The sequence below is a fragment of the Acinetobacter higginsii genome (assembly GCF_000369525.1).
GTDB lineage: Bacteria > Pseudomonadota > Gammaproteobacteria > Pseudomonadales > Moraxellaceae > Acinetobacter > Acinetobacter higginsii.
This window is the reverse complement of record NZ_KB850072.1, coordinates 2522696-2538215: the sequence shown is the minus strand read 5'-3', so window position 1 is coordinate 2538215 and position 15520 is coordinate 2522696. Positions and strand designations below refer to the sequence as shown.

The 15520-nt window shown below is 41.5% G+C and carries 15 protein-coding genes; 13 read left to right on the top strand and 2 right to left on the bottom strand.

The genetic code is table 11. From position 1 onward, the window contains the following. The 10 genes from nuoH to F902_RS18030 all read left to right on the top strand — a co-directional run bounded on the left by nuoH (nucleotide 1) and on the right by F902_RS18030 (nucleotide 11015). Nucleotides 1–1017, top strand: a complete 1017-nt coding sequence (gene nuoH / locus F902_RS18075; protein WP_004804775.1) for an NADH-quinone oxidoreductase subunit NuoH — start codon at nucleotides 1–3, stop codon at nucleotides 1015–1017. A gap of 18 nt (nucleotides 1018–1035) precedes the next feature. Next, complete coding sequence (nuoI, locus tag F902_RS18070; RefSeq protein WP_004655439.1) at nucleotides 1036–1578, top strand: NADH-quinone oxidoreductase subunit NuoI; 543 nt, start codon at nucleotides 1036–1038, stop codon at nucleotides 1576–1578. Beyond that, the gene (gene nuoJ / locus F902_RS18065; protein ID WP_171061079.1) at nucleotides 1578–2096 is read left to right on the top strand and encodes an NADH-quinone oxidoreductase subunit J; all 519 of its coding nucleotides are present in this window, start codon (nucleotides 1578–1580) and stop codon (nucleotides 2094–2096) included. The genes nuoI and nuoJ overlap by 1 nt, the downstream gene beginning before the upstream one ends. Then, nucleotides 2096–2404, top strand: a complete 309-nt coding sequence (gene nuoK, locus F902_RS18060; protein ID WP_004655436.1) for an NADH-quinone oxidoreductase subunit NuoK — start codon at nucleotides 2096–2098, stop codon at nucleotides 2402–2404. The genes nuoJ and nuoK overlap by 1 nt, the downstream gene beginning before the upstream one ends. Further along, a complete protein-coding gene (nuoL, locus tag F902_RS18055) occupies nucleotides 2401–4296 on the top strand; it encodes an NADH-quinone oxidoreductase subunit L (RefSeq protein WP_005205642.1) in 1896 nt (631 codons plus the stop codon). The genes nuoK and nuoL overlap by 4 nt, the downstream gene beginning before the upstream one ends. Before the next feature lies 1 nt (nucleotide 4297). Then, nucleotides 4298–5896, top strand: coding sequence for an NADH-quinone oxidoreductase subunit M (gene nuoM, locus F902_RS18050; RefSeq protein WP_005191270.1), 1599 nt, complete (start codon nucleotides 4298–4300; stop codon nucleotides 5894–5896). Between the two features lie 3 nt (nucleotides 5897–5899). After that, complete coding sequence (nuoN, locus tag F902_RS18045) at nucleotides 5900–7396, top strand: NADH-quinone oxidoreductase subunit NuoN (protein WP_004804782.1); 1497 nt, start codon at nucleotides 5900–5902, stop codon at nucleotides 7394–7396. A gap of 106 nt (nucleotides 7397–7502) precedes the next feature. Continuing rightward, a complete protein-coding gene (gene upp / locus F902_RS18040) occupies nucleotides 7503–8138 on the top strand; it encodes a uracil phosphoribosyltransferase (protein ID WP_017402053.1) in 636 nt (211 codons plus the stop codon). Nucleotides 8139–8261: 123 nt separating this feature from the next. Continuing rightward, a complete protein-coding gene (locus F902_RS18035) occupies nucleotides 8262–8552 on the top strand; it encodes a cold shock domain-containing protein (RefSeq protein ID WP_005191262.1) in 291 nt (96 codons plus the stop codon). A 351-nt stretch (nucleotides 8553–8903) separates the two neighbouring features. Next, complete coding sequence (locus F902_RS18030) at nucleotides 8904–11015, top strand: TonB-dependent receptor (RefSeq protein WP_017402054.1); 2112 nt, start codon at nucleotides 8904–8906, stop codon at nucleotides 11013–11015. Nucleotides 11016–11064: 49 nt separating this feature from the next. Here the strand turns inward: F902_RS18030 and gigC are convergent, their stop codons facing one another. Then, nucleotides 11065–11949 (bottom strand): LysR family transcriptional regulator GigC, encoded by an 885-nt coding sequence (gene gigC / locus F902_RS18025; RefSeq protein WP_005205639.1) that lies wholly within the window; start codon nucleotides 11947–11949, stop codon nucleotides 11065–11067. A gap of 84 nt (nucleotides 11950–12033) precedes the next feature. Here gigC and F902_RS18020 point away from each other — a divergent pair, with 84 nt between their 5' ends. Further along, nucleotides 12034–12795, top strand: coding sequence for a ferredoxin--NADP reductase (locus F902_RS18020; RefSeq protein ID WP_005205637.1), 762 nt, complete (start codon nucleotides 12034–12036; stop codon nucleotides 12793–12795). Nucleotides 12796–12817: 22 nt separating this feature from the next. Here F902_RS18020 and F902_RS18015 read toward each other — a convergent pair whose 3' ends face one another. Continuing rightward, nucleotides 12818–13240 (bottom strand): hypothetical protein, encoded by a 423-nt coding sequence (locus F902_RS18015; RefSeq protein ID WP_004804795.1) that lies wholly within the window; start codon nucleotides 13238–13240, stop codon nucleotides 12818–12820. A 203-nt stretch (nucleotides 13241–13443) separates the two neighbouring features. Here F902_RS18015 and F902_RS18010 point away from each other — a divergent pair, with 203 nt between their 5' ends. Beyond that, nucleotides 13444–13644, top strand: coding sequence for a hypothetical protein (locus F902_RS18010; protein WP_004804796.1), 201 nt, complete (start codon nucleotides 13444–13446; stop codon nucleotides 13642–13644). A 229-nt stretch (nucleotides 13645–13873) separates the two neighbouring features. Beyond that, nucleotides 13874–15511, top strand: a complete 1638-nt coding sequence (locus F902_RS18005; RefSeq protein WP_005205634.1) for a mechanosensitive ion channel — start codon at nucleotides 13874–13876, stop codon at nucleotides 15509–15511. Nucleotides 15512–15520 lie beyond the last annotated feature (9 nt).

The window sequence follows — 15520 nt, the reverse complement described above, 5'->3', positions numbered from 1 at the left end:
ATGAATCAAGAAATTATACGTCAAACGCCACTTTGGGCTGAGAACTGGCCAATCGCTTATTCAGTGATTCAGGCGATTGTGATCTTGCTGGTGGTGGTTTTGGTTGCTGCTTTGATGTCATTTATTGAGCGTCGTCTCTTGGCATTATGGCAAGACCGTTATGGTCCAAACCGTGTCGGTCCGGGTGGTATGTTCCAGATCGTTGCCGACATGCTCAAGATCATGTTCAAAGAAGACTGGACACCAAAGTTTGCTGATAAGCTGACTTTCCGTTTAGCACCAGCAGTTGCGATGGCAACTGCGGTACTTTCATTCATGGTGATTCCAGTAAGTCCTACCCTGGGCGTTGCGGATATGAGTATCGGCCTATTGTTCTTTATGGCAATGGCGGGTATTGCAGTTTATGCAGTGTTATTTGGTGGTTGGGCGTCTAACAACAAATACTCATTACTCGGTGGTCTTCGTTCTGCTGCTCAAACCATTTCTTATGAAGTGTTCTTGGGTATCTCGTTGATGGGTGTGGTTGCGATTGCAGGTTCATTCAACCTTCGTGAAATTGTTGAAGCACAACGTGATATGTGGTTCATCATTCCTCAGTTCTTAGGTTTCTTGATCTTTGTGGTTGCGGGTGTTGCGGTCACGCACCGTCACCCATTTGACCAACCAGAAGCTGAACAAGAATTGGCTGAAGGTTACCATGTCGAATATGGTGGTATGAAGTGGGGGATGTTCTTCGTTGCGGAATACGTCAACGTTGTTTTGATCTCGGCTTTGATCGTGACTTTATTCTTCGGCGGATGGCTTGCACCATTTAACTTAGAAATTCCATTTGTTCCACCATTATTCTGGTTCGTGATTAAAACAGCATTCTTTGTAATGATGTTTGTCTTGGCGCGTGGCTCGTTAATGCGTCCACGTTATGACCAAGTGATGAACTTTGGTTGGAAAGTTTGTTTGCCATTGGCGTTGGTCAACTTGTTAGTGACTGGTGCTGTGATTCTGATGAATCAGGCCTAGGACAGCAGGGAGTACAAAATGTATAAAATTCTAGCTGGCTTTGGATCGATTGTACGTTCGTTATGGATGGTGTTCAGCCATGTAACACGTAAACGTGACACGATCTTATATCCAGAAGTACCGGGTGAACAAATTGCGCCTCCACGCTATCGCGGTCGTATCGTATTAACGCGTGATCCAGATGGTGAAGAGCGTTGTGTGGCATGTAACCTGTGTGCGGTTGCATGTCCAGTGGGCTGTATTTCATTGCAAAAAGCGGAAAAAGAAGATGGACGTTGGTATCCAGAATTTTTCCGTATTAACTTCTCTCGCTGCATTTTCTGCGGTATGTGTGAAGAAGCATGTCCAACCACAGCGATTCAGATGACACCAGATTTCGAACTTGGTGAATATGTACGTCAAGACTTGGTGTATGAGAAAGAAAACTTACTCATTTCTGGACCTGGTAAATATCCTGACTACAACTTCTATCGTGTCACTGGTATGGCTGTGAGCGGTAAAGAAAAAGGTCAAGCACAAAAAGAAAGTGCACCAGTAGATGTACGGAGCTTATTACCATGATGTGGCCATTTTATTTGATGGCACTTGTGGCCATTGTTTCGACAGTACGTGTTGTGACCAACACCAATCCTGTGCATGCATTACTTAGCTTGATCGTTTCTCTTCTTGCGGTTGCTGGCATTTTCATGATCGTGGGTGCGCCGTTTGCGGCTGCCCTTGAGATCATCGTTTATGCAGGTGCGATCATGGTCTTGTTCGTCTTCGTTGTCATGATGTTGAACCTTGGACAAGATACCATTGAACAAGAAAGCAAATGGTTGACTTCAGATGCTTGGGCTTTTCCTGCACTGATGAGCTTTTTATTGGGCTTAATCTTGGTGTGGATGCTCGGTGGTGAATACACCACGATTTCTGCGCCAATGGGTACAGAAGTTGTTGGACCTAAAGCAGTCGGTCAAGCACTATTTACTCACTATCTATTATTGGTAGAAGTTGCCGCGATGTTATTGCTTGCAGCACTTGTTGCAGCATTCCACTTAGGCAAACGTGAACCAGGTGCAGAAGAGGATAAAGAATAATGGGACACATCCCTTTAGAACATGGTTTGATCGTTGCAACCATCCTTTTTGCACTGGGTTTTTACGGTGTAATGGTGCGACGCAACCTTTTATTTATGCTAATGAGCCTTGAGGTGATGATGAATGCTGCTGCGTTGGCATTCGTCTTGGCAGGTAGTGTTTGGGCTCAGCCAGATGGACAGATCATGTTCATTTTGATCCTGACGCTTGCTGCAGCAGAGGCATGTATTGGTCTTGCGATCGTCCTTCAGTTTTATCATCGCTTCCATCACTTGGATGTGGATGCTGCTAGTGAGATGCGCGGATGAGTACATTATATTTAACCGTTTTATTTCCGCTCATTGGTTTTATCCTTTTAGCGGCAGGGCGTGACAAACTTTCTGAAAATGTAGCTGCCATTATTGGCGTCGGTTCAGTTGGTTTATCTGCGTTATTTGCTTTAATTGCCGGTCTTGCATTTACCAGCAGTGGTCAAACCGTTTTTGTTCAACACTTATGGACTTGGTTCAGTGTTGGCGGTTTTGAGCCAGGCATCAGCTTACATTTAGACGGCTTATCATTATTGATGACAGGTATGGTCACAGGTGTTGGCTTCCTGATTCACATCTTCGCATCATGGTATATGCGTGGTGAAGAAGGTTATGCGCGTTTCTTCTCTTATTTCAACCTATTCGTTGCCAGCATGTTGTTGTTGGTATTGGGCGATAACTTGGCGTTATTGTTCTTAGGTTGGGAAGGCGTAGGTCTGTGCTCTTACTTATTGATTGGTTTCTATTACTCAAACCCTGCAAATGGCTGGGCGGCAATCAAGGCATTCACCGTAACACGTGTGGGTGACGTATTCTTACTCATCGCATTGTTCTTGCTCTATCAACAATTTGGTACTTTGAATATTCAGTACATTGTTGAAAATGCAGCGACTGTCATGACACAAAGCTCATCATTGTCGATCTGGACAGCATTGATGTTGTTCTTGGGTGCAGCGGGTAAATCAGCGCAAATTCCATTACAAACTTGGTTAGCTGATGCGATGGCTGGTCCTACACCAGTGTCTGCATTGATCCATGCTGCAACAATGGTTACAGCAGGTGTGTACTTATGCTGCCGTATGTTCTCTGTGATTGAAATGGCACCAGAAGTAATGCAGTTCATCTCGATTACAGGTGCTGTGACTTTGCTGGTGGCTGGCTTTGCCGCATTGGTGCAAACCGATATCAAACGTATCTTGGCTTACTCAACCATGAGTCAGTTGGGTTATATGTTTATGGCAGTGGGTGCTGAAGCATACCAAGCTGGTTTATTCCACATGTTGGCTCACGCATTCTTCAAAGCATTATTGTTCCTTTCTTCAGGTGCCGTAATTCTTGCATGTCATCACGAACAAAACATTTTCAAAATGGGTGGATTACGTCATAAGATTCCATTCGTATTCTGGTGTTTCGTAATCGGTGGTGGCGCATTGGCAGCACTTCCAATCGTGACTGTTGGCTTCTTCTCTAAAGATGCGATCTTGGGTGCAGTATATGCACAGTCTACAATTGCAAATCTTCCACTTTACAATACGTTGTACTGGGTTGGTGTTGCGGGTGCATTCTTAACGTCTATCTATACTTTCCGTTTAATCTGGGTGGTATTCTTCGGCGAAGAGAAAACCCATGCACATGCGATTCATGGCGTCACTTACTGGGGTCCGCTTGCAATTCTTGCTGCGTTATCAACAGGTATCGGCTACTTCCTACAAGCGCCAGTTGCAAAATTATTGACTGCTGCAAGCATTCCAAGTTTTGTTGTTCCTGAGAGCTTAGAAGCTGCTGTTGCACATGCTGAACATTTAGCAAGTGGTGTTGCCCTCGCTGGTTTAGCTGTGGGTATCTTCTTGTTTGCTTTTGCATACGGTGCAGTAAAAGCTTTTGCTCAAACATCTTTGGGTTCAGGTTTAGCGCACATTTGCCGTACAGCATTTGGTTTCGATGCTTTGTATGACATCGTATTTGTAAAACCTTATTTATTGATTGCGAAAATTTTAGGTCGTGATCCAGTTGACGGTTTATGGTTAGTACTCCCTGCAATTGTGAAGGGTGGTAATAGCTTTACAAGTTCGCGTCAAACAGGTTCATTACGTGAATACGCTTCAAGCATGTCACTCGGTGTAGTGGTGTTATTGATGATCTTGATCGTGATTCAGGTTGTGGGGAAATAAAATGGAAAACAATTTAATTTTACCCGCACTGATTTTAGTTCCTTTCATTGCTGGTTTTATTTGTTGGTTAGTCGATAAATACGACCAACATTTACCGCGCTGGATTGCCTTGATTGGTATGTTGATTACCTTCGGTTTGGGCATTGCACTGTGGCAAAGTGGTACATTTAGCTACGAGTTGGGCGGTAAAGTCCCGACTTGGGCGGCTGAATTCCATCTTCCATGGATTCAGACTTTAGGCATTAGCATTCACTTAGCGGTGGATGGTTTATCTCTACTTATGGTGTTGTTGACTGCATTACTGGGTGTACTTGCAGTTGGCTGTTCATGGGGTGAGATTCAAAAGAACGTTGGTTTCTTCCATTTAAACTTACTTTGGAGTTTGGGTGGGGTCATCGGTGTATTCTTGGCGATTGACTTATTCTTGTTCTTCTTCTTCTGGGAGATGATGCTCGTACCAATCTACTTCTTGATTGCGTTATGGGGACACTCAGGGTCGAATGGTCGTTCGCGTGTTTATGCTGCAACCAAATTCTTCTTATATACTCAAATCGCTGGTTTGATCATGTTGATCGGTATCTTGGGCCTTGTGGTCTATGGATACATGATGACAGGTATGATCGGTTTCGATTACAACTATCTATTGGCTGTTGCGAACCACTTACCACCTGAAGTTGCTTATGCATTCATGCTGTGTTTCTTCATCGGTTTTGCGGTGAAATTACCAGTATTCCCATTACACGGCTGGTTGCCTGATGCGCATGCTCAAGCACCAACAGCGGGTTCTGTGGATTTAGCGGGTATTTTGATTAAAACAGCTGCGTACGGTTTGCTTCGTTTCGTAATTCCATTCTTCCCGGCTGCATCAGCACAATTTGCTGATATCGCCATTATTTTGGGTCTGATTGGTATTTTCTACGGTGCATTCTTAGCGTACCAACAAACAGATATGAAACGCTTACTTGCGTACACGTCTATTTCGCACATGGGTTTCATCTTACTTGCAATTTATGCAGGTAATATCCTGACATTCCAAGGCCTCATGATCATGATGTTGGCACATGGTTTGTCATCTGCTGCATTGTTCATTATGTCGGGTCAAGTGTACGAGCGTTTACATACACGTGATTTACGCTTGATGGGTGGTCTTCGTGGCCAGCTGCAATATTTGCCATTCTTCTTGATGTTCTTTGTTGCAGCATTGGTTGGTGTACCAGGTCTAGGTAACTTTATTGGTGAATTCCTGATCTTGATGGGTTCATTCAAAGCTTATCCAGCGTTCACGATCATTGCAGCAGTGAGCTTGGTATTTGCTGGTCTTTATGGTCTGATTCTGATTCACAAAGCATTATTTGGTGAACCAAACCCAGAGCAAAAACAGCACTATACTAGTCCGCTTAAAGATCTATCTGCACGTGAAGTCACTATTTTGATGATCTGTGCGATCGGTTTAGTTTGGTTAGGTATTTACCCGCAAACATTCTTGGATATGTCTCATTCAAGCATGCAATGGTTAGTAAATAGTTATATGCCAGTACAAGAAGTTGTCGAAACTGTTCAACAGGCTGCAACTCAACTTGAACATGTGGAGATGCAATAAATCATGAACTTCACAATTTCTTTTTCTGAGCTAATGCCACTTGCTCCCGTGATGATTGTGGCTTTGACCGCAATCGTCGTGATGTTATTAACTGCGATTAAGCGTAATCACAATCTGATTGCAACAACTTCGGTTGTGGGTTTAAACCTTGCTGCAATTTATATTGGATACACCATGTTTAGTGGGCACTTTGCACCAGTAAACGTGATGGGTATGTTCATGGTTGATCCATTTACCATGCTCTATCAATTCCTGATTCTAATTGCTGCTTTAGCGTGCTGTACTTTATCTCATGCTTATATTGAGACTTATAAGGACAACCGCGAAGAGTTGTATATCTTGTTACTGTGCTCAGTGACAGGTGCAATGTTGTTGGTTTCAAGCTCACACTATGCAGCATTCTTCATCAGCCTAGAGTTGATGTCGATTCCTGTATACGGCATGTTGGCGTATACCTATCAACGTAGTCAGTCTTTGGAAGCGGGGATTAAATACCTTGTGCTTTCAGCGACTGCTTCTGCAATGTTGCTCATGGGTATGGCTTATATCTATGCGTATACAGGTTCATTGTCATTCTATGACTCTGTTCAGGCATTGTTTACTGCAATCAAACAACCAATGGTGTTATTGGGCTTAGGTTTAATTATCTTTGCTGTTGCATTCAAACTTTCACTTGCGCCATTCCATAAATGGACGCCAGATGTGTATGCAGGTGCACCGGCACCTATGGCAACCTTCTTGGCAACGGCTGCGAAAGTTGCAACGATTGGTCTATTTGTACGTTACTTACTGACTTCTGGTGCAATCTTGGTTGAATCATTAGTGACGGTGATTACCATCATTGCGGTATTGTCGATCGTGGTGGGTAACTTACTTGCAGTTCGTCAAGTCAACTTGAAACGTATCTTGGGTTATTCATCGATTGCACACTTCGGTTATTTGTTGATTGCTTTAATCAGCATGACTTACGCAAGTCTGGGCAGCGTGACTGTTTATGTAATTACTTATGTATTGACCACAATCGGTGCATTTGGTGCGGTTGCATTAATGTCGAGCCCATATAACAACGTCGATGAAGCACAAAGCCTTGCAGACTACCGTGGTTTGTTCTGGCGCCGTCCGATCTTGACTGCAACATTAACTGTAATGATGTTGTCTTTAGCAGGTATTCCATTAACAGCAGGCTTCATTGGTAAGTTCTTGGTGGTGATGGCTGCGGTGACAACGCAACACTGGTTCTTGGCGGCAATGATTGTGGTGGGTAGTGGTATCGGTTTGTATTACTACTTACGTGTGATGGTGGTGATGTATATGACTCCACCTGATGTACCACGTATTGATGCGGATGCCCATTGGGGAAGTAAAGTCGGTGGTCTTATGGTCCTTGCTGCTGCGTTATTAGTATTGGTGATGGGTGTTTATCCAGATCCAATGATTAACTTGGCATTGAAGGCAGAGATCCTTTCTCCGTTGCACTTTATGTTGTCTCAACAACAGTAATCGTCGGATTTGTACAAAAAAGCCTCCAAAGTTGGAGGCTTTTTTATTGATGAGTAAAAAAACACTTTATAATGGAGTGAGATTAATATTACCTAGGTACTCATTCGTGTCGATTCAAGAAATCCGTCATCCGCTTATTCGCCATAAACTTGGTTTATTACGTCGTTCAGATATTAGTACCAAGAACTTCCGTGAATTAGCGCAAGAAGTCACGATGTTACTGACTTATGAAGCAACAAAGGATCTTCCTGTTGTTGATCATGAAATTGATGGGTGGGCAGGGAAAGTCTCAACTCAACGTATCGCAGGGAAGAAAATCACAATTGTTCCTATCTTGCGTGCTGGTATTGGTATGCTTGAGGGCGTTCTTAGCCTGATTCCAAGCGCGAAAGTGAGTGTTTTAGGTTTAGAGCGTGATGAAGCAACTTTAGAAGTGCGCACCTACTATAAAAAGTTGGTGCCTGATGTTGCCAATCGTTTAGCCATGATTATTGATCCAATGCTTGCAACGGGTAATTCTTTAATTGCTGCAATTGATGTATTGAAAGCAAGCGGCTGTAAAGATATTCGTGTTATGGTCTTGGTTGCTGCGCCAGAAGGTGTTGCAAAAGTAGAAGCTGCACATCCTGATGTGTTGATCTATACCGCATCAATTGACCAAGGTCTGAATGAAGAAGGTTATATTGTTCCTGGTCTGGGTGATGCTGGCGACAAGATTTTTGGTAGTGTTCAAAAAGACTGATTTTTGAAACATTCATAAAAAGAGACTTGATCTCATCCTGAAGCTGTTTTGGGGGTAGATTGAAAGTCTCTTTTTTATTTTTATATACTGTGATTATCAGATTTGCAAAGTAGGATAAATGTCATGAAGCAAGAGTTCTATCAGGGAAAAATTAAACAATATAATCCAGACAAAGGCTTTGGTTTTATTGGGACCTCTGAAGGGGATGTGTTTTTTCATATTTCCGAGTATCCAGCTGGTGGCGAACCGAAAAGAAATGAAAAAGTGAAATTTGTGGTCGTTGAAAATGACGGAAAGTACAAAGCCACAAAAATAGAGCTTGTTGATCCAAATCCAGCGAAAACCAGAAAAACTAAAATAGCGACGCACAATAATTCGATCACAACCGAACTGTTATCGAACTTCCGTCGTTAATTGGTTTTTGCTCGCTTTTCACTGTGCTTGAATTATGATGAGAAAAGAGGCTTTTAGCCTCTTTTTCTTTCTATAGGATCTAAATACTATCGCCTCTTCATTGCTCTATTGTGGCTAATCAGCTGTTGAACTAAGTCCGAGAGGCAAAGCATTTCATCGGTTATTGAGTTAAAAATAAATTATGTGAATTCTCATGATGAGATTTTTATATTCATTAAATAAATAGGTATCATTTTATTAATGATTTTTATTATCATTTGTTAATTTGTCTTATATACTGTGATCAAATTTTTATCGGGATTTGATCACTTGAAAAAGAATATATTATTTTTATCTCTCATTGCTTTACCTATGTTTGCTGTTGCTGAAGATAATACCGTTTTACCAACGATTACGGTAAAAGCTGATCAACAAGAGAGTTATGCTGCTGGTAAGCTCAAGAAAAATTCAAATTTGGGTAGCTTAGGCAATAAATCTACTATTGATACCCCGTTTTCTGTTACGACTTATTCGGATAAGTTGATTCAAGATCAGCAAGCTGCAACTGTTTCAGAAGTATTAAGAAATGATCCAAGTATTCGTGAAACAACCAATGCTGGACATTTAAATGAAAATGTTCAGATTCGTGGTTTTAGCGTTGGATTTGAAGACTATAACCTAAATGGCCTGTTTGGAATGGCGCCGACTGGGCGTATTCCTACAGATATTCTTGAGTCAGTCACTTTATTAAAAGGCCCAAATGCTTTAGTTGCTGGTATGGCACCAGCAGGTAGTGTTGGTGGCGTTGTAATGGCTCAGACTAAACGAGCCAATCGAGATTTGACTCAAGTTTCAGCGAGTTATGAAGATGGGGGATACTACAAATCAGGTTTTGATGTATCCCGTCGCTTAGGCACAAATAATGAATTTGGTATCAGAGCGAGTGGCTCATATGGTACAGGGGAACATCTCATTGATGGAATGGATGATACCAATGCAACTGGCGTACTTGCACTTGACTATACGACAGATAAATTAAAGTTAAATTTTGATGCGTATGCGATGCGAGATGATCGTGAAGGTGGTTCACCAGCAATGGTCTCAATGGGAACAATCAAACAAGTGATTGCAGCTCCTGATGGTAATAATAACTATTTTCCAAAAATTGAAGGAAAGCAGAGTAGCCAATATGCGGGACTATCTGGTGAATACAAGTTCGCTCCAGATTTAAAAGTGTTTGCAGGGGTTGGATATACTGAAAAAGAATATTCAGGCCATCTTTTTGGTACGCGAATGATTGTACAAAATGCTAAAACAGGTGCTGCAACATCTCAATATTATCGAGTAGGGACTCAGGAACACAATGTTGCTGCAAATACGGGGCTTGAAGCAAAGTTTGAAACAGGAAGTATCAAACATACTGTTGGCGTTCGAGCAGATTATTTAACGCGTAAATATTGGCAGCATTATAATAATAAAAATGCAGGATATATCCTTCCAACAACAAACTTTGATACGAATTTATACAACCCCTCATCTGATGGCGCTATGCCAACAGCATCTCCATATATTGGACCATATGCAGATAATAAATATGTGAGCTACACTTTAACTGACCAGATTTCTTTGTTGAACGATAAGTTAGAGTTCATTTTAGGCGCACGTTATCAAGAAATTGATACTAGAACTATACCTGCCTATGCCGCAAGTAGTTACAGTGACGATAAAATTTCACCTAGTCTTGCAATCATTCTAAAACCTTTTGGTGAGAATATATCTTTTTATGCAAGTTATGTTGAAGGCTTATCTGAAGGAAAATCTCTTACCGATCTAAGCTATAAAGATGATATAAACTATAATAAAACTTTTGCTCCTTACCAGACTAAACAATATGAATTGGGTGCAAAAGTTCAGCAAGGCTCATGGCTAAATACGTTGGCGATATATCAAATTGAAAAACCTGATTTGATGACAACCAAGTTTACGACCCCTGATGCAAATAAGAAAACACAAATGACTACAGACGATGCTAAAACTCGTTCACGTGGTATTGAGTGGACGTTTGCTGGCAATTTAACTCAAGATTTGAGTGTAATTGGAAATATGGCTTATATCGATGCAAAATATAAGAAAACAGCTCTGGCAACAACGACAGGCAAAACCATATATGGTATTCCCGATTTTACAGCGGGGTTGAACCTTAATTATGAAATTCCAACTCTAGATGGTTTAAGCTTAAATGCTGGGGCTACCTATGTAAGCAAGCAGTATTTAAATAGCGATAACTCTTTAGAATTGCCTGATTACACTATTTTTGACTTAGGTGCTAAGTACGCGACTAAACTTGGTGGTATAAATACAACTTTTAGAGCGAATGTTGATAACGTTGCCGATAAAAAGCACTGGGCAGGTGTATTTAACAGTGATTATGCCATTATTGGTGCAGGTCGTACCTATAAATTGGGTGTGAGTTTCGATTTCTAAATGAAAATAAAAAACGCTTCCTATTGGAAGCGTTTTTTATTGGGATGAATTAAACCTGATGTTCGCAAAATTGTAAAAAGGCTTTCAGTCCAGGTCCTTGGTACTTTTGACGATGCACGAGCATGTAGAGGGGGCGAGTTAATTGCCAGAAAGGTGTATCGATAATCACCAACTGACCTTTTTCTTGTAAAGGCTCAATCGCGAGGCGTGATACACAAGACATGCCTAAACCACCCGCCACAATTTTTAAGATCGCTTCATTATGACCCAATGTTAAACGGATATTGGCATCGGGTAAATCTTGCAAAATGGCATTATCAAACACTTCACGAGTGCCTGAGCCTTCCTCACGTAGAATCCACTCCACATCTAGAAAATCAGTTGGACTCACCGGGCGATTCAACTGTGCTAAGGGATGATCAGGCGCACAGCATACAGCTAGCTCATCATCACGCCAATGGATACATTGCAGTTGAGGTAAATGACAAGACCCTTCGATCAAGGCTAGATCTAATTGGAATTGATTGACTGCTTCAATCATTTGACGGGTATTGCCCACTTGCAGTTGCAGATGTGCTTGTGGATGACGTTGTAAAAATTCAGCCATCAAATCTGGCATTAAATAATCACTAATTGTAAGTGTTGCACCTAAGCGTAGGTCAATGCTTTGTAATTCACCCTTAGCCGCTTGTTCAAAAGAATCACAGCGACCTAAAATTTCTAAAGCTTGTGGGAGTAAAAATCTCCCCAAATCATTGAGCTGCAATCGTTTACCCAAACGATCAAAGAGTGGTGCACCGAGACCATCTTCTAAATCTGCTAAAGCCATACTTGCCGCACTTTGTGTAAGTCGGACAGCATCACTCGCTTTGGTTACCGTTCCTTCTTGAGCGACCGCCACGAAAACAGCCAACTGGCGTAATGTCATGCGCATGTTAAATAGCCTTAATGTTTTGAGTATCCATCAATTATTCGATCATGCTAACATGAGCGCACTGTTTCATGCCACGTTCTCATCATGTCAATTGAAAAATTTAGCGTAGAAAAGGTTTTATCTGTACACCGTTGGACTCATAATCTTTTTAGCTTCACCATGACCCGACCAGCTCATTTTAAATTTACCGCAGGTCAGTTCGCGCGTATTGGTTTAATGGTTGAAGGGGAGCTGGTTGTTCGTGCTTATTCAGTTGTATCTTCACCTTTTGATGAAACATTAGAATTCTTTTCAATTGTTGTGCCTGATGGTGCTTTTACCTCGAATCTACAACATCTCAAAGTCGATGATGAGTTGTATCTGGAAAAAATTTCCTATGGCTATTTAACGCTGGCGCGTTATCAACAACCTTTACCACAGGATTTATGGTTATTGGGAACAGGCACGGGGCTTGCGCCGTTTTTATCGATGTTACAAGACTTTGAAACATGGAATAAATATCAGCAGATCAATCTGGTATATAGCGTACGGACTGAATCTGAGTTGGCTTATGTCGAGCGTATTCAAGAGATTGCAGCCTTATTTGGCGAAGGGCATACGGGCTTTAAGTTCATTCCAATCATTACCCGTGATCCGAATGCAGCCCTACATGATCGTTTGCCTGTTTTAATTGGCAATGGTGAATTAGAAAAAGCAGCAGGGCTCTCTTTTAACCGAGACAGTAGTCATGTGATGTTATGTGGTAATCCACAAATGGTGGAAGATACCAAAGAAGCCCTGAAGCAACGCGGTTTAATTATGAATCGTCGTGGCGAAGGCAATATTGCCGTAGAGAATTATTGGTAGAAGAGTGCTGAATGGATATGTCTTAATGTACAAACATATCCATAAATTCACGAATTTCTTGAATGGCGGTATCGACATCCGTGGTTAACCAAGTGGGTTCAAACAAGCCAATATAATGCTCTAGGCGATCTTGCGGGACGACCAGACGGACAGGACAATCCTCTTCGAGTAACCGCCAAGGTAGAATCGGAACTTCATTATCCAAAAACGGTTGTACATTGCGAATATCGACAATCATCGCATTGATACAATCTGGCAATGGCATCACCGAAAACTCTTCTGTACGACGACGAAAGTATTCTAAATCGCCCCATTTCAGAATATAGCTCGGCTTATTGAACTCAATAATTCCAATCAAATGTTCATCGCGTGTGTGATGTAAAAAACATTGATGAGTGACATCAGTGTCTAATTCAAGAGAAACGCTTTGTTGGCTATAGGACATAAAGCAGAACGGCTGAGAAAGGAGGCGCGTATTATAGCTTATTTTAACGCATTCTAAAACCGACTATATTTTAAACAAAAAATAAATAAAAGAAAGTGGAGTTCTGCAACCAGTGCAACGATAGTCCGAAGCTTTTTCACACAATGCAACACTGGGTATTGCTAATATAAAACTTGAAAAGTAAAAGGATGAGGGCTGCTATCATGCATGATTTTAGTAAGCCACAGCCTCATGTGGCCAGCAAAGAAGAAATTACCAAAAAGAGAAGATTACCCGTTTATATTTTGATTATGGTCGGAATCTTCCTGATTGCATTACTTGTTTATATGGTTGCTGATCATTCAGCCAATCCAACTGCACAAGTGATCATGTCACATATGCAGTCGGCCATTCTGAATGCTTAAGCAAGCATATCTTTAGACCAAAACCAATTCATAATAAAGCTCATTGGTGTGAATCAATGAGCTTTTTTGCAATATTGTGAGACTTTTTTGTTGTATTAGTGATGCCATTGATTGATTGGAAAATAGACAAAAACTAAGGTGGAAGCATCCATAAATCATGTTCTTCATTGCAGAACGTTCTTAAGTGGATGTGTATCAAGATTTAAAAACACAATATAAGGATAACAACATGAATGATTTTTTTAGTGACCCCTCCAATCGTGGAGGATTTGATGCAATGTATTATTGGGATCAGTTTCATCCTATTTTTGCTGCAGTTGTCATCCTACTTGTAGGGTGGATTGTTGCTTTAGTGATTGCAGCAGGTGTTAAAAAATTACTGCAAAAGCTTGATACCAATCATAAATTGTCTTCTGCAACAGGCCGTACTCCAAATATTGAAAATCTGGTCTCTAAACTGGTGTTCTGGTTTGTGATGATTCTCGCTGTAGTTGGCGCACTCAATGTTTTAAATATCAGTGGGGTCAGTGATCCATTTAGCAATATGGTTGGTCGCGTATTGGCCTATATACCTAACTTGCTGGCAGCAGTCGCCGTGGGCTTTATTGGCTGGATTATCGCACGTCTGGTTCGTGCGGGGCTAACCAATGTACTTTCTAAAACTGAACTCGATGAGAAGCTGAGTGGCGAAGTTGGTGTCAGTTCACTCAGTAGCAATATTGGTGAAATTTTCTATTGGTTAGTGTTATTACTGTTCTTGCCTATTGTCTTATCAATTCTGGGTTTAACAGGGCTTTTAATTCCAGTACAAAACATGGTGAATGAAGCGATTGCTTATCTGCCGAACCTGTTTATTACGGCTGTGATCATTTTCGTGGGATATATTCTGGCGAAAATTGTAAGAGGCATTGTTGAAGGCTTAAGTAATAGTCTGGGTTTACAGGCGCAAGCTGAAAAAGTTGGCTTATTTAAGAACTCAAATGTTTCTAAATTCTTAGGTTCATTTGTATTTGCCATCATTATTATTACCACTTTAATTGTGGCTTTTGAAGCCTTGGGTATCCAAGCAATTTCTCAACCTGCAACCGCCATGCTCAATCAAATCATGTATGCAATTCCACAAATCATTGCAGCTGGTTTGATTTTAATTGTGGCTTATATCGTATCGCGTTTTGTGGGACGTTTAGTGGCTGAACTGATTTCTGGGGCTGGGGTGGATGAAATCCCGATGAAGCTGGATTTACAACGCTTCTTGGGACAAACCCGTGTTTCTGACGTGATCGGTTGTTTAATTGTTTTCTTTACAATGCTGTTTGCGGTTTCAGAGGCGGCCAATCGACTTGGATTAGAACAGGTCAGTGTACTGATCGCGATGTTTATCCAGTTTGGCGCCAGTATCCTACTTGGTGCGGTGATTCTAGTGATCGGTTTCTGGTTAGCCAATGTGGTCGCCAATATCGTACAACGTGGTGAATACAACAGTTCACGCTGGTTAGGCAATTTAGTCCGTATCTTAATTATGGGCTTAGTGATTGCAATGGGCTTAAAAGCCATGGGTATTGCTGACTCGATTGTGAATTTGGCTTTCGGTTTAACACTTGGTTCAGTTGCAGTCGCATTTGCATTGGCCTTTGGCCTTGGAGGACGTCAACCTGCAGAACGTTTGCTGACGGATCTTTTAGATAAAGCAAAAACTGAAGGCAATAAACCAAATCCATTACATAAGGATGAGGTTAAGCCAGTAGTTCCTGTGAGCCCAACACCAACAGCATCAACGACTCCAGTAAATCCTGTGAGTCCGACGCCAACGTCATCAGATACTCCGGCGAATCCAACACCACCAACTCCGCCGTATTCGGATGAATAGAAAAAATAA